The sequence below is a fragment of the Rhodophyticola porphyridii genome, from assembly GCF_003688285.1.
GTDB classification, from domain to species: domain Bacteria; phylum Pseudomonadota; class Alphaproteobacteria; order Rhodobacterales; family Rhodobacteraceae; genus Rhodophyticola; species Rhodophyticola porphyridii.
Window position 1 is genome coordinate 421,302 of sequence record NZ_RCNT01000001.1, and the last position, 20,788, is coordinate 442,089.

Below are 20,788 nucleotides of genomic sequence, written 5' to 3' on the forward strand. Positions count from 1 at the left end.
CTACGCAGATATCTGTTCGCGGAGGATTGAGGCTGTCATCGATACCAGCAGGTAAATGCCAGAAAAGACCAGGAAGGCAAGCAGCGTGTTTTCAAACGCACGGGGGTAGGCGGGCTCGTCGGGCGCCACGGGGTAGACGCCGATCGACAGGTAAAGTGACTGGCGGTTGGCCTCAAGGCGGGCGGTTTCCATCTGCTGCAGGGACTGCGCCAGCATAAGCTGCCGGGTTTGCAGATCGGCCTCCGCCACGATCAGTTCCGAGGAGATCCGCGCCAGTGAGACCTCACCGTCATCAGTGTCGGTCAGGCCCCCCCGCAACTCGGCAAGCAGCGCCTCCAGCCGGGCGATATTGCGTTCGGCAACCTCCACCCGGGTCTGGTTCGGCCGGGCATTGCTCAGCAACTCCAGCAATCTCAGGCGTTCCTCCTGCAACTGAAGCTCGAAGGTGGAGATCTGCTGGAATACGGTGCTCACCTCGGCCTCGGCGCTCAGAACGCCGCGCTGTTCCTGCAATTGCAGGACCCGTTGCTGCGCCTGGACCATCCGGGCCTCGGCGTCGTTGAAGCTGGTATTGGCGTCGGCCATCTGCGCTTCGCGTACGCGTTGCGTCATCTGGTCGACCCGCTCCTCGGCATAGTCGATCAGGGCTGCGGCATAGGCCTGGCTGCTTTCCGGGTCGGCGGCAATAACCTCCATCCGCAGCAAGCCCTCGGTCGGATCATAGCCGATGTTCAGGTGCTTCAGGTAGGTGTCATACATGTCCTCGTCCGTGGCATCCGGGGCCAGACGGGTCAGCGGGTCGATCCTCTCGTCCGAGAAATGCGCACGGAACCCAAGCTCGGAATCCAGCCGCAGCATCGCCTCGCGGCTTTCCAGATAGCTTTGAACGGTGATGCTTTCCTGCACCGTGGCAAAGCTGGTACCGCCCAGAAGCCCGCCCAGACCGCCGGCAGAGCCGCCGCCTTCGGATTTCTGGATCACGAATTCCGAGTGCGTTGCATAAAGAGGCGTGGCCACGTTGAAGAAATAGTACCCAACCAGCATCGTCGGCAGCATCACGAAGAACATCAGCCGCACGCCCAGCAAAACGAGGCGCTTGCGCCGTCTGGCCGCAATATCGCGCTGCACGCGCATGATTTCGCTGGCGCGGGTGCTTTCGTCATAGGGTGCGGTGGCGGGTCCGGGGGGCGCCGGCTGGCGCACGGTCGCCGGAAGGTTCGGCTGTGCTGCATTTGCGGCGGCCTTGGCGCCCTGATCGTCATTCACGATCAGTTCCAGCATATTGGTGCGGGCGAACGGGTCGATCCCCTGAGCCCGCAGCAAGCGCACGGCGTCGAAATCGGAGGCCGGGCGCAGGCCGTGTTTCTGAGCGGTGCGGCGCGCCATGCGCAATTGCCGCCCGGTCAGGCCTTCCTGACGGATCGCGGCCAGTTGCTGCTCCATGGGGATCGCGCCGGGTTCGGCGTTCTGAGGCGCGTCGGTGGCGCCCTGGTCGTTCGCCTGCGCATGGGCCGCGGATCCGGGAAAGGCGGTGTCGCCGAACCCGTCGTCCATTTCACCCAGAAGATTGTCGTCCGCGGGCTGGGAAGGCGTTGCCTGCGCGTGACCGGCCCCCCTGCGGATGCGGAATTTCTTACCCTTGGGTTTCATAATCATATAGCCTTTTTGCTTCTTCGAGCGTGTCGAAGGAATAAAGCTGACCATCCTTCAGGACGGCCGCGCGGCGTGCAAACTTCTCAAGCGTCTTGGCCTGGTGCGAAACGATGATCACCGTGGCCGAGCGCAGCCTGTCGGCGAGGATGCTGCCGGCGCGGCGGTTGAACTCGGGGTCGGTCGACTGCGGCATGCCCTCGTCGATCAGATAGACATCGAAATCAAGCGCCAAAAGCAATGAGAAGTTGAACCGCGCCCGCATTCCCGACGAATACGTGCCGACCGGCATGTCGAAATACTCCTCGATGCCGCAAAGCCAGCGGCAGAACGCCTCCACGTAATCGGGGTCAAGCCCGTAAAGCTGCGCGATGTAACGGCTGTTTTCGGTGGCTGACAGCCGGGTCACCACGCCGCCCATGAACCCAAGCGGGAAAGACACCCGGCAGGCGCGCACGATCTCGCCCTCATCGGGCTTTTCCAGCCCCGCGATCATGTTGATCACCGTGGTCTTGCCGGTGCCGTTCGGGGCGAGGATGCCTAGCGAATATCCCAGGTCCACGCGGAACGACGCACGGTCAAGGATCACCTTGCGCTGCGTACCGGTCCAGAAGGACTTCGAGACATTGATGAATTCGAGCAAGTGATTGCCCCGCTGCTGCCAGATCTGCCACCATCCGCCCCGTCATTGTGCGCAAGGACTGGATGGCACAAGTGCTAGTGCCCCAATTGGGCACCATTATGTCCGCGATCGCCCCGCGTTCCAAGCCCGATGCGAGATTTGTGGCATCAAGATGGCACAGAAAACGCCTATTAACCTTAACAAAACGGTAATTCAGGCGTCCTGCTTCTCGACCCGCAACAGTTTGCCGACCGCGATGGATACAGCCGCGGCGGCAAAACTGAACAGCGCACCCATCTTGGCGGCATCCTGAACCGGCCCGCTGTCGAAGGCGACGGAGGCGACGAACAGCGAAACGGTGAAACCTATCGCCGCGACGCAGCCGATCACGACCAGATCGATCAGGCGCATGCCTTGCGGTATGCCGAGCCCGAGCGGCTTGGCGGCGATATAGCCGAACAAGAATATCCCGACCGGTTTGCCGATGAGCAGCCCGGCAAGAACCAGCCACGTCGCCTCGCCCATCGAGCTGAACTCCACCCCTGCATTCATCAGCCCGAACAGGCCCAGAATGATCTCCACGGGATACTTCAAGGCGTGTTCCATCTGGTTCAGAAGGTCATGCAAATGCCGCTCCGCATCGGCAAAGAAGCCGAAGGCCCGGTCGGCATGGGGGATGGTCGGCACGATTGGCAAAAGCCCGAGTGCCGGATGCAATCCGCTTTCCTGAAAGCCGTACCAGCTTAGACAGCCGGCAATGGCGTAGGGCCAGAAGCTGAAGGTCTTGCGCACGAAAGTCGACCGGGTGCGAAGCTGATCGCCCCTGTCCAGAACACGGGGCAGCCAGTTGAACAGGACGAAAACCCCGACCGCCGCGGCAAGGCTGAGCAACAGCCAGGCCGGCGCAAGCTCGGCCGAGGGATAGAAAATCGCCAGGATCAGCAGGCCGGCCGCGTCATCGGCGATGGCCAGAAGCAGCAGAAACCGCACCGCCGGGTGGCCCGCCCCGAAGACCAGCCGTCCCACCAGATAGGAAAACGCGATATCGGTCGCCGTCGGGATCGCCCAGCCATTTGCCACAGCCGAATAGGTGTCGGAGCCCAGCAACAGGGCAAGGCCTAGATAAACAGCGATCGGGCCGAACATGCCGCCTGCCGTCGCAAAGAGAGGAGTGGCGGCCTTCTTGCCGCGCAACGACCCGTTTTTCAGGATCACCGCCTCCCAAACCTCCTTGGCGGCAATGGCGAAAAACAGCGCCATCAGCACGTCATTGACCAGATAATGCAGTGTCAGAGTGCGGTGGGCATGGCCTGCCTCGTCCACATGCAGATGGCCGATGAAGAAATCCTCGATCAGCACGAACTCGACAAAATGGTGGTAGCTGGACGGGTTTATGTTGGCCCAGATCAGCGCGACAATGGCGCCACCGATCAGAAACAGCGAATAGCTGGTGACAAAATTCCAGACGCGATACATGGGTTACCTTCCGTCAGCCTTCGAAACGGGATAGCGGAAGGTTTCACGTCGCACAATGGGTCAGGCGAACGCACCCCAGGCAATGCCCGCAAGGATTGCACCGCTGAGGGCGAGCCCCAGATAAGCCACGAAAACTCGGGGTTTGACCAGAGCCCAGACGGCGACCGCGGCAGGGATGCAACTGACCCCGCCGGCGATGACGAAGGCCATGGCCGCGCCTTGGCTCATGCCCTGCTCCAGCAGCCCGCCGATCAGGGGCACAGCTGCATAGCCGTTGAGATAGGCGGGCGCGCCGACCAGCGCGGCCAGGAAAATGGGCCCCAGGCCCTCGCCGCCGACCACATTCGCGATCATTTCGGCGGGCACATACCGGATCAGAAGGGTTTGCAGCAGATAGGCAAGCGCCAGCCATTTGCCCAGAAAGAACAGGTTCGACCAGGCTGCATCGGCAAAGAGCCTGCGGCGCGGCGCCTCGGTCCAGAACCGCCAGTTCAGCGTCATTTTCGGCCCCGAGCACCCACATCCCGTGGCCGTTTGCGGCTTCAGCGGATCGGCGAAAACCGGTGTGCGCGCCATCGCCATCACCACGAGCCCTCCCATGATGCCGAGCGACACGGCCGCCAGCGTCTTGGCCAGCGCGAAATCAAAGCCCAATGCGCCGGCTGTGACGGCGAACATGGCCGGGTCCATCAGCGGCGAGGCGAGCCAGAAAGCCATGACCGCCGCCAGTGGCGCCCCGGCGGCCAGGAGCGCCGCGACGAACGGAATGACTTCGCAGGAGCAGAAGGGCGAAAGGCCCCCGGCAAGCGCGCCAAGGACGATCATGCGGATCTGATGCCCCTTGAAGGCCCCTTCGAGAAGCCGCTCGGATCCGCTGGCGCGCATCACCCCGATGGCGGCCACGGCGAACAGGATGAATGGCAGCGTGTTCAGCAGGCTGCCAAGCGCGTCGCCCAGACTCGGCGTGAATGCCGGCCTGTCGAGGATGAAAATCGCCAGAAGGATCGCGGCGCAACTCAGCAGAACCTTGTCGATCCGCATCCAGATGTGGCGGATCGGGCTCAGATCTTGCGTCAGGTCAGCCATGCGCCGTTCCCTTGTCATGCCCGCCGTGATCGGCACAGCATTCGGAAAGAAGAAAATCGGAAAGCCCGGTGATCCGGTCGAAGGCTACCGAACACAGGATACGCCGCCCGTCGCGGCGCTGCGTGACCAGCCCGGCGCTGACCAGCTGTTTCAGGTGATGGGTCAGAACCGAGCCTTCGATCCCCACATCCGCGCCAAGCGCGCCCATCGGCACACCCTCCGGTCCCGCCCTGACCAGACGGCGCAGGATCGCCAGCCGATGTTCCGAGCCAAGCGCCGCAAAGGCGGTAGCTGCCAGGGTCAGGGCGGGTGGGGAGAGAGGCGACATTTTCATGATTCTAGATTTATATAAATATAGAAATGATGTCCAGCCCCTCTGAACCTGCTGGCATTATTCATCGACCGCGCCTAGGTCTGTGCCCATGTCTTTCGAAGCGCTGACATCCGAACTGGCGAGCTGCACGATCTGCACCGACCGATTTGCAGCCACGGCAACCGCGCATACGCCCAAGCCGGTCATCTGGTTTGCCTCCGGCGCGCGTGTGCTGATCGCCGGGCAGGCGCCCGGACTGCGGGTGCATCAATCGGGAAAGCCGTTCACCGACCCTTCCGGCGACAGGCTGCGCGCGTGGATGGGCGTGGCAGAGGATGCTTTCTATGACCGACGCAGGATTGCGATCGTGCCTATGGGGTTCTGTTTCCCCGGCTACGATGCGAAGGGCAGCGACCTTCCGCCGCCGAAAATCTGTGCGCAAACATGGCGCGCGCGGGTGATGGAGGTTCTGCCGAGGGTGCGGTTGACCTTGCTGATCGGCGGCTATGCGCAAAGCTGGCATCTGGGGCGCACACGTGGCGTAACCGAAACGGTCGCCGGGTGGCGCTCCCATGCGCCCGATGTCATCCCCTTGCCGCACCCGTCCTGGCGCAACACCGGATGGCTGAAGAAAAACCCCTGGTTCGAGACGGAGCTTCTGCCTGTCCTCCGGGACCGCGTCACGGAGGTTCTGGCGTAGATGACATCGCTTGATCAGGCCCATGCGGCGATGGAGGCCGCCCCGGGCGACGATGTCGCACGGTTGAGATTTTACGATCGTTTGGCAAGCGCGGAGCTGTTCCTGCTTCTGGAGAGCGAGGCGGATGGCGACCGGGTCACGCCGCAGATCTTTCCGGTAGAGGGGCAGAGCTTCGCACTCGTCTTCGACCGGGAGGAACGGCTGACGGACTTTGTGGGCCAGATCGCGCCCTACGCGGCCCTGTCGGGGCGCACGCTGGCAGGCATGCTGGCGGGGCAGGAGATCGGTCTTGGTGTCAATCTGGGCGTAGCGCCTTCCTCGATCCTGATTGACGCTGCGGCAGTGAACTGGCTGGCGCAGACGCTGGATAACGGGCCTGACGAAGTGGAGGCGCGCCCTGACGAGCTGTTTCCGCCAAAGGGGCTGCCCGAGGCGGTGATCGCTGCGCTTGACGCGAAGCTTGCCGGCGCGGCCGGTATGGCGAAACTGGCTTATCTGGCAGGGGTGACATACGAGGGCGGGCGGCGCGCCTATCTTCTGGGCTTTGTCGACGCGGATCCGGCAGCGGAGCGGGCGCTGGCGCAGGCGGTGGCGGAGGCGCTGACCTTTTCGGGGATCGAGGCCGGCAGTCTGGACGCGGCCTTTTTCAAGGCTTCGGATCCGATCTGCGCGTCTCTGGCGCGGGTCGGGTTGAGGTTCGACTTGCCGGACCCGGTGGTGGAACAGGCGCCCGGCACGGCGCCGGGTATGGACCCGGACACCCCGCCGCGTTTGCGCTGAGGCCCAGGCAGTGTCAGGCAGCGCTCAGTAGCCCAGAGTCCGGTCAACGAGGTGCAGAAAGGGCTGCCCAGCTTCGCCGCGGCGGATATTCTCAACGATGACGCGAGCGGCGCTTTCGACGCGCGTTTCAGAGGCGATATGGGGCGTCACGGTGACCTTGGGATGGGCCCAGAAGGGATGATCCGCTGGCAGTGGTTCGATGCGGAACGTGTCGAGCGTCGCGTGACCGATCCCCCCGCTGTCGAGCGCCGCAAGAAGCGCATCGTCGTCGATCAGGGCGCCGCGTCCGGGATTCAGGATCACAGCGCCGCGGGGCATCAGCGAAAGGGTGTCCGCGTTCAGCGTATTTTCGGTTGCCGGCGTGTCAGGCAGCAAAAGGGTTACTATTTCCGCCGATTTCAGGATGTCCTGTAACCCGTCCGGGCCATGTTCGGTGCGGACCCCTTCAATCTGCTTTGGTGTCCGGGACCATCCGGTGACATGGAAGCCGAGCCCGGCAAGCGCGGCTGCACAACCCGAACCGAGTGCGCCAAGGCCGAGGATCGCGACGGTGCGGTCGCGTGCAAGTGGCGGCACGATACCTGCGCGCCAGACGCCATCCTGCCCGTGAATATGGGCGTCCATTCCCAGATGGTGGCGCAGCGTGTGGCCGGTGACCCACTCCACCATGCCTTCGGTCAGGCCGTAATCCACCATGCGCGCCAAAGGGGCCTTCAGCGTGTCGTTGCCCACCACGTCCTCTACGCCAGCCCAGAGGTTCAGGACCGCCTTCAGCCGCGTATAGGGGGTGAAATCCGTGACCGGACCGTTCGGTGCATAGACGATGTAGTCCACCTCCGACGGGTCGGCCTCGGTCGTCAGCACAGCATGTGCGAGACCGGCCTCGGCCAAGGCCTCGCGCAGATGCGGTTCGTAGAGAGTCCAGCGCTCCGGACGCGCGGCGAAAAGAATGTTGGGCATGGATCTGCGAGCCTTAGCGTGGGCGGTGAATATGTGCTGATTGCACCAGACCGAAGGCGACCATCAAGACCAACATGGCCGAGCCGCCGTAGCTGACAAGCGGCAGGGGCACCCCGACGACGGGCGCCAGCCCCATGACCATGGCCATGTTGAGCGCGAAGTAAAGAAAGAAGGCAACCGCGATCCCGAGGGTGACGAGAGACGCGAAGCGGTCCCTGGTCTGCAGGGCGGTGATGACGCAGAAGAGCAGGATCAGCAGGTAAAGCAGCAGAAGCGACGCCGCACCGATGAAACCGAACTCTTCGGCAAGGGTGGTGAAGATGAAATCGGTGTGCTTTTCCGGCAGAAAGTTGAGCCGGCTTTGGGTGCCTTGCATGAAACCGCGTCCGGCAAATCCGCCCGAGCCGAGCGCGATCTGGCTTTGGGTGATGTGATAGCCTGCCCCAAGCGGATCGGTGGAGGGATCGAGGAAGGTATCGATCCGGCGGTATTGATAGTCCTGCAGCAACTGCCATGGTGTGCCGCGAGACGCGAATACCGCCGTGACGGCGCCAACCCCCGCGGCGACAACCGCGGCGAAATAGGCCCAGTGAACGCCGGCCAGAAACATCACCGCGCCACCGCCCATCAGCAGCAGGAGCGCGGTTCCGAGATCGGGCTGGCGCAAGGTCAGCATCACGGGCACCGCGATGATGAGAAGCGGGATCAGCACGTAGAGCGGGCGCGACATTTTCCGGCTATCGAGCCAGTCGTAATAGGCCGCAAGCAGCATCACCAACGTGATCTTTGTCAATTCCGAGGGTTGCAGCCGCATGAAGCCTAGATCGATCCACCGCTGCGCGCCCATGCCGATGGCGCCGAAGAATTCCACGTAGAGAAGCAGGAGGATCGAGATGCCATAGGCAAGCCCCGACATATTGCGCCAGAACCAGATCGGCACCATGGCGACCACGAACATCGCCAAGAGCCCCAGCCCGAACCGCTGCATCTGCGGCTCGACCCAGGGCGACATGGATCCGCCCGCGACCGAGTAAAGCATCAGAAATCCGATGCTGGCGACGGCTGTCAGCAGGATGACCAGCGCCCAGTTGACGTAAAGCAGCTTTCGCAGGCCGGTGGGGGTCGATTTGACCGTGTATTCCAGAAAGCTCATGCCTGGCTGCTCCCGCCCGTCGGACCGTCGACCGGGGGAGCGGGGCGAAGCGGCAGGCGTTCGTGCAGGTTTTCGATCTCGCGGCGCTGATCAGCGGGATAAAGCTCGGGCGGGGGCACATCGCCATGCTGGGCGCGCAGGAGAATGTCGCGTGCGATGGGGGCCGCCGCCGTCGACCCGCCGCCGCCATGTTCGACCACCACCGAGACCGCGTAGCGCGGATTTTCATAGGGCGCATATCCGACGTAAAGCGCATGATCGCGCCGTTCCCATGGCAGATCGGCATTGCTGATCACGCCGGCGCGCCGTTCCGCGGCGGTGATGTTGCGAACCTGGCTGGTGCCGGTTTTGCCCGCGATGGTATAGGCTGCGTCTTCCGTCCGGCTGCGATAGGCGGTGCCGCGGCGGTGGTTGTTGACGCGGTACATGCCTTGCTGGATCAGCGCGAGATGATCGGGGTGCAGGCCCATATCCTCGCCATGAAGCGGCCCCGCCTCCCGCCCGTCGATGGATTTGACCATGCGCGGAGAAATCATCCGGCCGGTGGCGAGCCTTGCGGTCATTACCGCCAGTTGCAGCGGCGAGCTCAACACGAACCCCTGACCGATGGAGGCGTTCAGTGTATCGCCCACAAGCCAGTCCTCGCCCCGGTTCTCGCGCTTCCATTGCATCGTGGGGGCAAGACCTTCCACCACGCCGGACAGCGGCACATCATGGCGCACCCCGCAGCCAAAGCGCCGGGCCATGGCGGAAATCGCCTCGATCCCGGTGCGTTGGGCAAGCTCGTAGTAATAAACATCGCAGGACTGGGTGATGCTGTCGATCATGTTCATATGGCCATGCCCGCCCCGCCGCCAGCAATGGAAACGCCGGTTGCCAAGCTCGGTGAAGCCGCCGCAGTAGACGGTTTCCTCCGGTGTGATGACGCCCGCTTCAAGGGCTGCCATGGCGACGATCATCTTGTAGGTGGAGCCGGGCGGATACAGCCCTTGCACAGCCTTGTTGGCCAGCGGGCGATAGCGGTCCTGGTTCAGCGTGTTCCAGTCGGTGGTGGAGATACCGCGGACAAAGAGGTTGGGATCGAAGGTCGGCGCGGAGGCGAGCGCCAGCACATCGCCCGTCTGCACCTCCATAACCACGGCGCCGGCGCTTTCGCCGATCATGCGCGCCTCCACGTAATTCTGAAGGCCGGCGTCGATGGTCAGTTGCAGATCCGATCCGGGCGTCGCGGCATCGCGGTCCAGCTCGCGCATGACCCGGCCGCCGGCATTGACCTCGACCCGCTTGGTCCCCGCACGGCCGCGCAGGCTGTTCTCCATCCGGGCCTCGATATTGTACCGACCGACCTGAAAATCCGGGATCTGCAGGACCGGGTCGGTATCCCCGGTGGTTTCCAGATACCAGTCCGAGACGGGGCCGACATACCCGACCACATGGGCAAAATCGGCGCCAAGCGGATAGACGCGGCTGAGGCCGAATTCCGGCGTCACACCGGGCAGGGCGGGGGCATTGACCGCGACGGTCGACAACTCCTCCCAACTCAGCCGGTCGGCGATGGTGACCGGGACGAAGGGGGCACGGGCCAGCATCTCCTCCCGTGCGCGGGCAAGGCGACCCATGTCGAGATTGACCAGTTCGCTGAGCCGTCTGAGCACCTCGTCGATGTCATCGGCATCTTCGCGGACCATCGTGATCCGGTAATTCTGTTCATTGCCGGCAAGCAGCGTGCCGGCCCGGTCGAAGATCAGGCCGCGTGCCGGGGGAAGCAGGCGGATATTGATCCGGTTCTCTTCGGCCAGCAGGCGGAAATCATCTGCCCGTTCCAGTTGCAGATAGCGCATCCGGCCTGCCAGAACCGCGCCGGTGCCCGCCATCACACCCGCCACGATAAGACTGCGGCGTCCGATCAGGCGGGCGCTGTCTTCGGTTTCCTTGGGGGTGCGTTTCATGAGCTTGCCGCGGCTTCCGAGTCGATGGGCCCCAGTTTACGCAGGCCGAAGACGAATTTCGAGACGGCGACCACGATCGGATAGACTGCAACGGTGACAATTCCGTGTGCCAGGGTCAGGCCCAGGGTGGTCTGATCCACGACCAGCAGCCAGAGCGCGACCCTGTTCAGGATCAAAAGCGCGAAGACGGCCGCCGCGAAGGCCCCCCATTCCACCAGAAACGGAAACTCGGTCATCTGGGCGCGGCGGCGGCGGAGGCTTTCGCTTGTCACCAGCACCAGAAGGGTCCAGAGGCCGGGCGGACGTTGGAACAGGAAATCGGCCAGCAGAAAGAGGAGGATGATCGCCCCCATGGGCACGACGGCAGGCTGCCGCATGAGCCAGGCGAGCGTCAGTGCAAGCAGGATATCGGGCGCCGGGATTCCGGACTCGCCCAGACCCAGTGGCATGAGCTTATAGGCGATCACCAGGAGGCCGAGCGCAAGATAGATCAGCCGATAGGTCCAGATATGCCGTGTAACCGGGTCGATCACTGGTTCAACTCCCCGGTTTCGAGGATCGGCAGCAAGGGCCCCTGCAGCGGAGCTTCGGTGCTGTCGTCGGGCAAGGGCCAGGGCGGCCCGACCAGCCCGCCGGGATCGGACAGCGTGGTGCCCGGATGGCTGCGCATCACCCGCAGGAAGTTCAGCCGCGCGTAGTCCGCCGCCAGACGGGTGCGCATCCGGCCATCGGGGCTGAGCCCGACCTGACCGACCAGAAGGCCCGCAGGAAACAGCCCGCCATCGCCGGAGGTCACGACCCTGTCTCCGGCACTGATATCCTCGGGATCCTCCACGAACTCCAGGACCGGCGCGACGGAATTGTCGCCAAGCAGCAGGGCCTGCTGTCCCGAGGGCTGAATGGTCACCGGCACCCGGCTGTTGCTGTCGGTCAGAAGCAGTACGCGTGAAGTCCGTTGGCCCACGCCCGAAATCCGGCCCACGACGCCAAGGCCGTCCATCGTCGCCCAGCCATCCAGAATTCCGTCCCGCGCGCCCACATTCAGCAGGACCGAGCGTCGGAACGGTGAGCCGCTGTCGGCCAGAACGATGCCGGTCACGAAGGTCAGCTCCGGATCGAGCTGCACCCGGTTCAGATCCAGAAGGCGGGCGTTTTCCTGCTCCAGCTGCAACGCCGCCTCGCGCCAGGCGCGCATCTGTTGCAACTCTCGGCGCAGCTGCTCGTTCTGCTCGTAAAGCCTTGCGTAACTTTGAAAATCATCCAGCATTCGCGCCATGCCGGTTACCGGCGCCATGGCCCATTCCATGTTTGGCACGACCCGGTCGATGATTGCCGCGCGCATCCGTTCGACGCGGGGATTGTCGATCCGCCAGATCAGCACAAGCGACACCAGGCACAGGATCAGAACCGTCAACAGCAAACGCCGGACGGGGCGGGCATAGGCTTGATCATTGCGATCCCGTGCCATCTCGATCCTCGCAATCGGGCCGCGAAGGGCGCGGCGCGGGCGGGTTAACTGTCGTAATCTATCGCATGGCGGAGCAGTTTTTCATACTCCAACGCCTTGCCGGTGCCCATTGCAACGCAGTTCAGGCTTTCATCGGCAACCGAAATGGCAAGGCCTGTTTGCTCACGAAGTGCAAGGTCCAGCTCGCCCAGAAGCGCACCGCCGCCGGTCAGCATGACGCCCCTGTCGACGATATCGGCGGCCAGATCGGGCGGGGTGGCCTCCAGCGCGCCCATGACCGCCTCGCAGATCTGCTGAACCGGTTCGGCCAGCGCTTCGGCCACCTGCGCCTGGCTGATCTCCGTCTCTTTCGGAACCCCGTTGAGAAGGTCACGGCCACGGATCTGCATCGACGCGCCGCGCCCGTCATCAGGCATTCGCGCGGTGCCGATGGAGGTCTTGATGCGCTCGGCGGTCGCTTCGCCGATCAGCAGGTTCTGCTGGCGGCGCAGGTAGGAAATGATCGCCTCGTCCATCCGGTCGCCCCCGACCCGGACGGAGCGGGCATAGACGATATCGGCCAGCGACAGCACGGCCACCTCGGTCGTTCCGCCGCCGATATCGACCACCATGTTGCCGGTCGGGTCGGTGATCGGCATGCCGGCCCCGATGGCCGCGGCGATAGGTTCGGCGATCAGCCCTGCCTTGCGCGCGCCCGCGGACAGCACCGATTGCCGGATCGCGCGCTTTTCCACCGGCGTGGCCCCGTGGGGCACGCAGACGATGATTTTCGGTTTCGTGAAGGTGGTGCGCTTATGGACCTTGCGGATGAAGTGTTTGATCATCTCTTCGGCCACGTCGAAATCGGCGATCACACCGTCGCGCATCGGGCGGATCGCCTGAATGCTGCCGGGGGTCCGGCCCAGCATCAGCTTGGCATCTTCCCCGAAGGCCAGCGCCTTCTTGACCCCGTCCTTGACCTGATAGGCCACGACCGATGGCTCATTCAGGATCACACCCTTGCCCTTCACATAGACAAGTGTGTTCGCCGTGCCGAGGTCGATCGCCATGTCGGCGGAGAAAAGACTGCCAAATCCGGCCATGTGAGGGGAAATCCTGCTGTCACGTCCCAAAAAGCGCCTGACAGACTCAGGCGCCAAACCAGCATGCTTATAGGCACCCCCATGCAGCCCCGTAAAGGGCGATCTGGGATCGGATCAGCGCATTTTCGCTGCTCCGCGCCGGGGCGACCGGTGTGGCGCGAAGGTCTTGCGATCTGCCCGACCTGCGGCCACTCACGGCGCGCGCCCGGAGGCGGCCGGGCGCGGTCAGGAGACGTCTTTGTAAGACACCTCTTTCAGGTCGCCGCCGGTCTTTTCGCGGCGCAAAATCAGCCGGTTGAGCGCGTTGACATAGGCCTTGACACTGGCCACTACGGTGTCCGTGTCCGCCGACTGGCCGGTGGCGATGCGGCCTTCTTCCTCCATCCGGACGCTGACCGTGGCTTGTGCATCGGTGCCTTCGGTGACTGCATTCACCTGATAAAGCTGCAAAACCGCCTGATGGGGATAGATCGCCTTGACCGCGTTGAACGCGGCGTCGACTGGGCCGTCACCCGTGGCCTCGACCGATTTCTCGCGGCCATCGACGGATATGGTCATCGTTGCGCGTTGCGGGCCTTCGGTGCCGCAGACCACCGTCATCGAGACCAGTTGCAGATGGTCGGCCTGATCGGTGGCCGTGCTGTCGGTGACCAATGCGATCAGGTCGTCGTCGAACACTTCCTTCTTGAGATCCGCCAGCGCCTTGAACCGGACGAAAACATCGTTCAGCTGGTTGTCGGCCAGATGGTACCCCAGATCGGACAGTTTGGAGCGCAGGGCGGCGCGGCCCGAATGCTTGCCCATCACGATATTGGTTTCGGCAAGCCCCACATCTTCGGGACGCATGATCTCGAAGGTCTCGGCATTTTTCAGCATCCCGTCCTGATGGATGCCGGATTCATGGGCAAAGGCGTTCTTGCCGACGATGGCCTTATTGAACTGCACCGCGAAGCCCGACACCGTGGCGACCCGGCGGGAAATGTTCATGATCTTGGTGGAATCGATGCCCGTCGCATAGGGCATTATGTCATGGCGCACCTTCATCGCCATGACGACCTCTTCAAGCGCCGTATTGCCCGCGCGTTCGCCCAAGCCGTTGATCGTGCACTCGATTTGCCGTGCGCCGCCAGCGACCGCCGCCAGTGAATTCGCCGTCGCCATGCCCAGATCGTTGTGGCAGTGGGTGGAGAAAACCACCTCGTCCGCGCCGGGCACTTCGGCGATCAGCCGCCGGATCAGATCGGCGGATTCATTGGGCGCGGTGTAACCAACAGTGTCGGGAATGTTGATGGTGGTGGCGCCGGCCCTGATTGCGATGTCCACGACGCGCGCCAGATACTCCCACTCCGTCCGGGTGGCGTCCATCGGGCTCCACTGAACGTTGTCGCAGAGGTTGCGGGCGTGGGTGACCGTGTCGTGGATACGCTCGGCCATCTCGTCCATGGTCAGGTTGGGGATCGCGCGGTGGAGCGGTGACGTGCCGATAAAGGTATGAATTCGCGGCGCTTTTGCATGCCTTACCGCTTCCCAGCAGCGGTCGATATCCTTGAAATTCGCGCGGCTCAACCCACAGATCACAGCGTTTTTGGCGTTCTTCGCAATCTCAGAGACGGCGGCAAAATCCCCCTCCGACGCGATCGGGAAACCGGCCTCTATGATATCGACGCCCATATCGTCCAGAAGGCCGGCGATCTCCAGCTTTTCCTGATGGCTCATCGTGGCGCCGGGGCTCTGTTCGCCGTCGCGCAACGTGGTGTCGAAGATCAGCACGCGGTTTTCGTCATTACTCATGAATTTTGTCCTTAGCCTTGATTTTACGTGATTTTCTCGGCGCTTGATCCCCCTGAGCGGTCGCGCCGGATGGCACGCTCAGAGGCGGCTAAGAAGAAGGAGACCGCGCAGCCCGAAGAGGCCCGTGGGGGCGGCAATCAAGGCGATATGGCTGCGTATCGTCATGGCCGTCATTTTACGGGCGCCTGCGAAGATGAAAAGCCCCTTTTTGGGTCAATGCGATTGACCTGTGGCCCTGCCCGGCTAGATCGCTGGATATGACGGAAAAAGCTTTGATAATAGGGGCTTCCGGTGGCATCGGCGCTGCGCTGGTCGCGGAGCTGGACCGTAAGGGGGCCGAGGTGACCGGCTTGTCTCGCAGCGGCGACGGGCTGGACGTGACCGACGAAGACAGCATCGCCGCGCATCTGGGGAGGCTGGACGGACCGTTTGACCGGATCGTGGTGGCGACCGGCGCGCTGGAGATCGGCGGCGCGGTCCCGGAAAAGGCGTTGAAACAGCTTTCAGGTATATCAATGGTAGATCAATTCAGGCTCAACACGGTCGGCCCGGCGATGATCCTGAAGCACGGGCTCCGCCTGCTTCCGCGCGAGAGGCGGTCGGTCTTTGCTGTGCTCTCCGCCCGTGTCGGCTCCATCGGAGACAACCGGCTGGGTGGCTGGATCAGCTACCGGACGGCGAAGGCGGCGGTCAATCAGGTGGTCCATACCGCGGCGATCGAGATCGGGCGGACCCACAAGCAGGCGATCTGCGTGGTGTTGCATCCGGGCACGGTTCAGACCCGGTTCACGGAGAAATACGTGGGGCGGCATCCGGCGGTGCCACCGGCGGATGCGGCGGGACATCTGGTAACGGTGATGGATCGGCTGACGCCCTCGGAGACCGGAGGCTTTTTCGACTGGGCCGGGAAACCCGTGCCATGGTGAAGCTGGTCCTGATCCTTGGCGACCAACTGAGCGAAGAGATCTCCGCCCTGCGTGAGGCCGACAAGGCGTGCGATGTGGTCGTCATGGCCGAGGTCGCCGATGAGGCGGAATATGTGCCCCATCACCCCAAGAAAATCGCTTTCATCTTCGCGGCCATGCGAAAATTCGCGAACCGGTTGGAGGAGGCCGGGTGGCAGGTCCGCTATACACGGCTGGATGAGGACGCGAATTCAGGCTCGATCGCAGGTGAGCTCTTGCGCCGCGCCGAGGAGACCGGGGCCAAGGAAGTCATTGCGACGGAGCCGGGGGAATGGCGGCTGATCTCGGCGCTGGAGGACCTGCCGATCCCGGTGCACCAGTTTCCCGATGACCGGTTCCTGTGTGGGCATGACGAGTTCGACGACTGGGCGGAGGGGCGCAAGGAACTTCGGATGGAGTACTTCTATCGGCAGATGCGGCGCAAGACCGGGTTGCTGATGGAGGATGGCAAACCCGCAGGCGGCAAATGGAATTTCGACCATGAAAATCGCAGACCCGCGCCCGGTGACCTGGATTTCGGCGGGCCGATGCAGTTCACCCCGGACGATACCGTGAAAGAGGTGCTGGATCTGGTGGATGACCGTTTCGGGAAGAACTTCGGCACACTCCGCCCGTTCTGGTTCGCGACCGATCAGGGGCAGGCGCGGCGCGCCCTGAGCCATTTCGTCAAGCGGGCCCTGCCCATGTTCGGCGACTATCAGGATGCGATGCTGCAGGAGAACCGGTTTCTCTATCATTCGGTGATTTCGATGTATCTGAACGCGGGATTGCTGGGCTGGCGGGAGGTTTGCGAGGCGGCCGAGGCGGCGTGGCGCTCCGGCGATGCGCCGATCAACGCGGTGGAGGGATTCATCCGTCAGATCATCGGCTGGCGCGAATACATGCGCGGCATCTATTTCCGCGAGGGCCCGGAGTACACCGCGCGGAACATCCTGCGTTATGTCCGAAGCCTGCCCGCGTTCTACTGGACGGCGGAGACCGATATGCTCTGCGTCGCCAAGGCGGTCGAACAGACCCGCGAGGAGGCGTATGCCCACCATATCCAGCGGCTGATGATCACCGGAAATTTCGCGCTTTTGGCCGGTATCGACCCCGCGGAGGTGCATGAATGGTATCTGGCGGTCTATGCGGACGCCTATGAATGGGTCGAGGCGCCGAACGTGATCGGCATGAGCCAGTTTGCCGATGGCGGGATCGTGGGCTCGAAGCCCTATGTTTCGGGCGGAAATTACATCAACAAGATGTCGGACTATTGCGGGGATTGCGCCTATTCGGTCAGCAAGAAGACCGGCGAGGGGGCGTGCCCGTTCAACCTGCTCTACTGGGGGTTTCTGGACCGGCATCGCGACCGGTTCGAGAAAAACCCGCGCATGGCGCAGATGTACCGGACCTGGGACAAGATGGATGCGGAGCGCCGCCGTACCGTGCTGGCCGATGCGGAGGCGGTTCTGGAGCGGCTGGATGCAGGCGACCGCGTGTGACGGCGCAATCGCGTCGCGCGGGCATCGCTTGCGGTCGTGAAGACACGCGACGCTTTGGTGCGGGCGGCTTCCCGGTGTAGTATTCCCGTGAGGGGGCTGACGGATGAGCGAGATAGCGACACGACCCACGGATCAGGATGTGACGGCGTTTCTGGAGTCGGTGGAGCATCCGGTACGGCGCGCCGACGCGGTCGCGCTCGATGCGCTGTTTCGGCAGGTCACGGGCTGGGAGCCGGTGATGTGGGGCAGCAGCATCCTTGGCTACGGGCAGTATCGTTACCGTTACGAGAGCGGCCGCGAGGGGACGTTTCTGGCCACCGGGTTTTCACCGCGCAAGGCCAGTCTGTCGCTTTACATCATGCCCGGTTATGCCGAGCGCGGGGCGATCCTGTCCCGGCTGGGCAAGCACAAGACCGGGCGCGCCTGTCTTTACGTCAACAAACTTGCCGATATCGACAGGGAGGTTCTGGCCGAGTTGATCGCCGCGGGGCTGGAGGATCTGGGCCGGCGGTGGCCGGTTTCCGCCAGCCCGGCGGTTACCCCATGAGCTGGCCCGCTTCGGGCACCCACTGAAACCCGCCGTCGCGGGTGTCGACAAAGCCCAGTGCCGGAAAGGGCATGTGATAGCCGATAGCGGGCAGCCGTTCGGCGGCCAGCATGCCCAGAACCGCGCGCCGGCTGGCTGCTGCTGCTGCCTTGTCCATATCGAAGCGGACCTCCCAATCGGGGCGGGCAAGCGACCAGACGGGGTGATTGGCCAGATCGGCGAAAATCAGGAGGCCGGCGCCCTCGCTTTCCAGCCGATAGGTCATATGGCCAGGCGTATGGCCGAAGGCGGCCAGCGCGGTGATGCCCGAGGCCGCATCCTGCCCGTCGTCAAGGAAGGTCATCCGGTCGGCGAAGGGGCGCACATTGGTGTTGAAGCCCTCATCGCCTGCGGCGGCCCATGCATCGTATTCGACCCGGCCCGTGACATAGCGCGCATTGGCGAAGGTCGGCGCGCCGCCGGTCTGCATGCCGCCGATATGGTCCCCATGCATATGGGTCAGCACCACGATATCGATCTGTTCGGGCGTGTAGCCCGCCGCAGCCAGCGCCGCCGTCGTGCCCTCCGCGGACTGGCCGGTGTCGAACAGGACCAGCTCCGCCCCTGTATTGACCACAGTCGGGGTGAAGAAAAACCGGGATTCATCGGGGGAGAGGAAGTTTTCCGTACTCGCCTCCGCAAAGGCGGTTGCGCTGACATTCATGCCGAAAATCGATTGCGGGTCGGGCACCACCATCGTGTTGACCAGCAGGGTCGTGACTTCGAATGCGCCGAGGGGAATTCTGCGATAGGGGGCGAGACCGGCACCCAGCATCGGGGCCTCGGCCCGGGCGAGGGTGGGGGCAAATGTGGCAAGCGGCAGGCTGGCGCCGGCGGCGAGGCTTTGGCGGCGGGTCAGTCGGGGCATCGCGGTATCCTTTGCTCAGATTTCCGAAAGAATAGCGCGACGCGGGCCGGGATGTAGCACAAGTTGTCGTGAGGTGGCACGGACAAGGGGCCTGGCGACCGGTTCCCGCCGGACCCGTTCCCGCCGCTCAGTGCATCTTGGGCGCATCGGCCGATGGGGGCTTCAGCGGCACCACGAGGGTCAGAACCCCGCCATCGAAGGGGCCGCCAAGGGTGCTTTCGATCTTTCCGCCCCGGCTTTCGACCATGTTGCGCAGGTCATCATAGTGATCGAACGGTTCATCCAGACCCATGGCGAGCGTCGGGTTGGTGGAAAACGGAACGGATTTCCGGTCATCGGCGATCTGCAGTCTCAGGGTGCCGTCGGTTTCATGCTCGGCCTTGATTTTGATGGCGCGGATCGCCCTCCGGACGGCTTGCGCCACCGACAGGCGCAGGATCAGAGGCAGGGCGATCGGATCGGCGGGCAGCACGCAGGAGGGGTACTGAATGAGCAGACGGGCGCCCGGGTCGAACTGGGCGATCAGATCGGCACAGATATGCCCCAGATCGACGGGCTTGAGATCGGACCCGCTCGCCGGTGTCCGCATACTCTGCTCCGCCAGCTGGACCAGTTGCTTTTCCAGGCTTTCGACCACGTCGAGGGCGCAGGACAGAAGATCGAGCTTGCCGTCACCGAGATCGACGAAATCCTCCATCGCCAGCCTGATCATCGCATGCGCGGTGCCAAGCGGGCCCTGAACGTCGGTGGTCGCGACCTCCGCCAGCAGGCGCACCTCGTCATTCAGGCGGGTGAGCCGGGCTATTTTCTTTGCCGCATCGAAATGACGTTTTTGCAGCTCGGTAACGTCGCGCGAGATGCCGATCAGGCGACAGACCCGGCCATTCCTGTCGAAAACCGGCGACAGGGTAGTCGACCACCAGCGTGTCTCGCCTTCGAGTGTCAGTTCCTCGTGATAGGAGTAGGGTGCGCCGCTTTCGGCGCATTGGCGGTAGTTTCTGAGCACCGTCTCGGCCAGCCGTTCGGGGAGCAGATCGGTGGGACTCATCCCCGCGATATCGGCGTTTTTGATGCCGATATCGCGTTCATGGGCGCGGTTCAGGCTCCTGAACCGAAAGCCGCAATTCGATTGCTGGTCGATATCGACCACGAAGACGGGAAGGCTGATCAGATCAAGGATATAGTCGAGATCCTCGTCGGAGATGTCTTGGAAGTCGAACGTCATAGTAAGCGCCTAACCTGAAACTTCGGTGGACGCAGGATATCGTCCGAGAGACTAACGGTAAGCTTACCTGTGCGACAATGAACTTAGACTTTGGTGCAAATCTGAACCGAATCCTGTTGAAACGGGCTGGAACGCAGGCGGGCCTGCGACCCCCGTCGTCTATTCCCACCAGCGGTCGATCGCGGCGATATCGTCATCCGACCAGCCGAAATGATGCGCAAGTTCATGGACCAGCACATGGGCCACGAGCGTTTCCAGGGGCACGTCGCCGCGATCGGTCCACTCCTCCAGAATGGCGCGGCGGAAAAGCCAGATCGTATCGGGGCCATAGGGCTGGTCCATCACCGATTTCTCGGTCAGGGGTATGCCTTCGTAAAGGCCTGTCAGATCAAGCGGGTCGGCAATCTCCATTTCGCTCAGGATATAGTCGGGGGCGAAATCCTCGACGCGCAGGGCGACCGCAAGCGCGGCCTCCCCGTAAGGTGGCGGAAGCGCCTCCCGCGCGGCATGGGCCATCATCTCGAAACTGGCGAGATCCGGAGCGGGGGTATTGCCGGGCAAGCTGGACATGGCCCCGATATGGACAAAATGCACCGCCTGTGAAAGAGGATCGACGCTGATTTGGAGGCATTC

General features: G+C 63.3%; 20 protein-coding genes. 5 read left to right on the forward strand and 15 right to left on the reverse strand.

Annotation, left to right across the window (positions count from 1 at the left end; all coding sequences use genetic code 11):
• The 5 genes from D9R08_RS02150 to D9R08_RS02170 form a co-directional block, all read right to left on the reverse strand.
• Window positions 1–1,656 (reverse strand): capsule biosynthesis protein, encoded by a 1,656-nt coding sequence (locus D9R08_RS02150; RefSeq protein WP_121896338.1) that lies wholly within the window; start codon window positions 1,654–1,656, stop codon window positions 1–3.
• A complete protein-coding gene (locus tag D9R08_RS02155) occupies window positions 1,634–2,293 on the reverse strand; it encodes an ABC transporter ATP-binding protein (protein ID WP_121896339.1) in 660 nt (219 codons plus the stop codon). The genes D9R08_RS02150 and D9R08_RS02155 overlap by 23 nt, the downstream gene beginning before the upstream one ends.
• Window positions 2,294–2,485: 192 nt before the next feature.
• Window positions 2,486–3,748: a Na+/H+ antiporter NhaA gene (locus tag D9R08_RS02160; protein WP_121896340.1), complete on the reverse strand. Its 1,263-nt coding sequence runs from the start codon at window positions 3,746–3,748 to the stop codon at window positions 2,486–2,488.
• A 60-nt stretch (window positions 3,749–3,808) separates the two neighbouring features.
• Window positions 3,809–4,834 carry a permease gene (locus D9R08_RS02165; RefSeq protein ID WP_121896341.1) on the reverse strand — a complete coding sequence of 342 codons (1,026 nt, stop codon included), beginning with the start codon at window positions 4,832–4,834 and terminating at the stop codon, window positions 3,809–3,811.
• Window positions 4,827–5,168, reverse strand: coding sequence for an ArsR/SmtB family transcription factor (locus tag D9R08_RS02170; RefSeq protein ID WP_121896342.1), 342 nt, complete (start codon window positions 5,166–5,168; stop codon window positions 4,827–4,829). The genes D9R08_RS02165 and D9R08_RS02170 overlap by 8 nt, the downstream gene beginning before the upstream one ends.
• 88 nt (window positions 5,169–5,256) lie before the next feature.
• Between D9R08_RS02170 and D9R08_RS02175 the strand changes: the two genes are divergently transcribed.
• Window positions 5,257–5,847: a uracil-DNA glycosylase family protein gene (locus tag D9R08_RS02175; RefSeq protein WP_121896343.1), complete on the forward strand. Its 591-nt coding sequence runs from the start codon at window positions 5,257–5,259 to the stop codon at window positions 5,845–5,847.
• Window positions 5,848–6,627 (forward strand): SseB family protein, encoded by a 780-nt coding sequence (locus tag D9R08_RS02180; RefSeq protein ID WP_121896344.1) that lies wholly within the window; start codon window positions 5,848–5,850, stop codon window positions 6,625–6,627.
• A gap of 24 nt (window positions 6,628–6,651) precedes the next feature.
• On the opposite strand, the gene D9R08_RS02185 is transcribed toward D9R08_RS02180, so the two are convergent.
• The 7 genes from D9R08_RS02185 to D9R08_RS02215 form a co-directional block, all read right to left on the reverse strand.
• Window positions 6,652–7,587 (reverse strand): 2-hydroxyacid dehydrogenase, encoded by a 936-nt coding sequence (locus D9R08_RS02185; RefSeq protein ID WP_121896345.1) that lies wholly within the window; start codon window positions 7,585–7,587, stop codon window positions 6,652–6,654.
• 13 nt (window positions 7,588–7,600) lie between these two features.
• A complete protein-coding gene (gene rodA, locus D9R08_RS02190) occupies window positions 7,601–8,740 on the reverse strand; it encodes a rod shape-determining protein RodA (RefSeq protein ID WP_121896346.1) in 1,140 nt (379 codons plus the stop codon).
• Window positions 8,737–10,689: a penicillin-binding protein 2 gene (gene mrdA, locus D9R08_RS02195; RefSeq protein ID WP_121896347.1), complete on the reverse strand. Its 1,953-nt coding sequence runs from the start codon at window positions 10,687–10,689 to the stop codon at window positions 8,737–8,739. Before mrdA ends, rodA begins: the two co-directional genes overlap by 4 nt.
• Entirely contained in the window at window positions 10,686–11,222 is a 537-nt protein-coding gene (locus D9R08_RS02200; protein WP_121896348.1) for a rod shape-determining protein MreD, read from the reverse strand. The genes mrdA and D9R08_RS02200 overlap by 4 nt, the downstream gene beginning before the upstream one ends.
• Window positions 11,219–12,157: a rod shape-determining protein MreC gene (mreC, locus tag D9R08_RS02205; RefSeq protein WP_121896349.1), complete on the reverse strand. Its 939-nt coding sequence runs from the start codon at window positions 12,155–12,157 to the stop codon at window positions 11,219–11,221. Before mreC ends, D9R08_RS02200 begins: the two co-directional genes overlap by 4 nt.
• A 44-nt stretch (window positions 12,158–12,201) precedes the next feature.
• The gene (locus D9R08_RS02210) at window positions 12,202–13,239 is read right to left on the reverse strand and encodes a rod shape-determining protein (RefSeq protein WP_121896350.1); all 1,038 of its coding nucleotides are present in this window, start codon (window positions 13,237–13,239) and stop codon (window positions 12,202–12,204) included.
• 225 nt (window positions 13,240–13,464) lie between these two features.
• Window positions 13,465–15,030 carry a 2-isopropylmalate synthase gene (locus D9R08_RS02215; protein ID WP_121896351.1) on the reverse strand — a complete coding sequence of 522 codons (1,566 nt, stop codon included), beginning with the start codon at window positions 15,028–15,030 and terminating at the stop codon, window positions 13,465–13,467.
• A 257-nt stretch (window positions 15,031–15,287) separates the two neighbouring features.
• Here D9R08_RS02215 and D9R08_RS02220 point away from each other — a divergent pair, with 257 nt between their 5' ends.
• The 3 genes from D9R08_RS02220 (at window position 15,288) to D9R08_RS02230 (ending at window position 18,023) form a co-directional block, all read left to right on the forward strand.
• Window positions 15,288–15,956, forward strand: a complete 669-nt coding sequence (locus tag D9R08_RS02220; RefSeq protein ID WP_121896352.1) for an SDR family NAD(P)-dependent oxidoreductase — start codon at window positions 15,288–15,290, stop codon at window positions 15,954–15,956.
• Window positions 15,950–17,476 (forward strand): cryptochrome/photolyase family protein, encoded by a 1,527-nt coding sequence (locus D9R08_RS02225; RefSeq protein ID WP_121896353.1) that lies wholly within the window; start codon window positions 15,950–15,952, stop codon window positions 17,474–17,476. Before D9R08_RS02220 ends, D9R08_RS02225 begins: the two co-directional genes overlap by 7 nt.
• 103 nt (window positions 17,477–17,579) lie before the next feature.
• Complete coding sequence (locus D9R08_RS02230; protein ID WP_121896354.1) at window positions 17,580–18,023, forward strand: DUF1801 domain-containing protein; 444 nt, start codon at window positions 17,580–17,582, stop codon at window positions 18,021–18,023.
• Here D9R08_RS02230 and D9R08_RS02235 read toward each other — a convergent pair.
• The 3 genes from D9R08_RS02235 to D9R08_RS02245 all read right to left on the reverse strand — a co-directional run bounded on the left by D9R08_RS02235 (window position 18,013) and on the right by D9R08_RS02245 (window position 20,725).
• Window positions 18,013–18,930, reverse strand: a complete 918-nt coding sequence (locus D9R08_RS02235; RefSeq protein ID WP_121896355.1) for an MBL fold metallo-hydrolase — start codon at window positions 18,928–18,930, stop codon at window positions 18,013–18,015. The two genes, D9R08_RS02230 and D9R08_RS02235, sit on opposite strands and share 11 nt — an antisense overlap.
• 127 nt (window positions 18,931–19,057) lie before the next feature.
• Window positions 19,058–20,155, reverse strand: coding sequence for a PAS domain-containing protein (locus D9R08_RS02240; RefSeq protein WP_121896356.1), 1,098 nt, complete (start codon window positions 20,153–20,155; stop codon window positions 19,058–19,060).
• 159 nt (window positions 20,156–20,314) lie between these two features.
• Window positions 20,315–20,725 (reverse strand): metallopeptidase family protein, encoded by a 411-nt coding sequence (locus D9R08_RS02245; protein ID WP_121896357.1) that lies wholly within the window; start codon window positions 20,723–20,725, stop codon window positions 20,315–20,317.
• Window positions 20,726–20,788 lie beyond the last annotated feature (63 nt).

Excerpts from the sequence above, each read along its gene's own strand:
- mrdA (WP_121896347.1), bottom strand. The coding sequence starts at position 10,689 with ATGAAACGCACCCCCAAGGAAACCGAAGACAGCGCCCGCCTGATCGGA.
- mreC (WP_121896349.1), bottom strand. The coding sequence starts at position 12,157 with ATGGCACGGGATCGCAATGATCAAGCCTATGCCCGCCCCGTCCGGCGT.
- D9R08_RS02220 (WP_121896352.1), top strand. The coding sequence starts at position 15,288 with ATGACGGAAAAAGCTTTGATAATAGGGGCTTCCGGTGGCATCGGCGCT.
- D9R08_RS02210 (WP_121896350.1), bottom strand. The coding sequence starts at position 13,239 with ATGGCCGGATTTGGCAGTCTTTTCTCCGCCGACATGGCGATCGACCTC.
- D9R08_RS02170 (WP_121896342.1), bottom strand. The coding sequence starts at position 5,168 with ATGAAAATGTCGCCTCTCTCCCCACCCGCCCTGACCCTGGCAGCTACC.
- D9R08_RS02245 (WP_121896357.1), bottom strand. The coding sequence starts at position 20,725 with ATGTCCAGCTTGCCCGGCAATACCCCCGCTCCGGATCTCGCCAGTTTC.
- D9R08_RS02175 (WP_121896343.1), top strand. The coding sequence starts at position 5,257 with ATGTCTTTCGAAGCGCTGACATCCGAACTGGCGAGCTGCACGATCTGC.
- D9R08_RS02185 (WP_121896345.1), bottom strand. The coding sequence starts at position 7,587 with ATGCCCAACATTCTTTTCGCCGCGCGTCCGGAGCGCTGGACTCTCTAC.
- D9R08_RS02180 (WP_121896344.1), top strand. The coding sequence starts at position 5,848 with ATGACATCGCTTGATCAGGCCCATGCGGCGATGGAGGCCGCCCCGGGC.
- D9R08_RS02215 (WP_121896351.1), bottom strand. The coding sequence starts at position 15,030 with ATGAGTAATGACGAAAACCGCGTGCTGATCTTCGACACCACGTTGCGC.
- D9R08_RS02235 (WP_121896355.1), bottom strand. The coding sequence starts at position 18,930 with ATGCCCCGACTGACCCGCCGCCAAAGCCTCGCCGCCGGCGCCAGCCTG.
- D9R08_RS02225 (WP_121896353.1), top strand. The coding sequence starts at position 15,950 with ATGGTGAAGCTGGTCCTGATCCTTGGCGACCAACTGAGCGAAGAGATC.
- D9R08_RS02240 (WP_121896356.1), bottom strand. The coding sequence starts at position 20,155 with ATGACGTTCGACTTCCAAGACATCTCCGACGAGGATCTCGACTATATC.
- rodA (WP_121896346.1), bottom strand. The coding sequence starts at position 8,740 with ATGAGCTTTCTGGAATACACGGTCAAATCGACCCCCACCGGCCTGCGA.
- D9R08_RS02160 (WP_121896340.1), bottom strand. The coding sequence starts at position 3,748 with ATGTATCGCGTCTGGAATTTTGTCACCAGCTATTCGCTGTTTCTGATC.
- D9R08_RS02150 (WP_121896338.1), bottom strand. The coding sequence starts at position 1,656 with ATGATTATGAAACCCAAGGGTAAGAAATTCCGCATCCGCAGGGGGGCC.
- D9R08_RS02165 (WP_121896341.1), bottom strand. The coding sequence starts at position 4,834 with ATGGCTGACCTGACGCAAGATCTGAGCCCGATCCGCCACATCTGGATG.
- D9R08_RS02230 (WP_121896354.1), top strand. The coding sequence starts at position 17,580 with ATGAGCGAGATAGCGACACGACCCACGGATCAGGATGTGACGGCGTTT.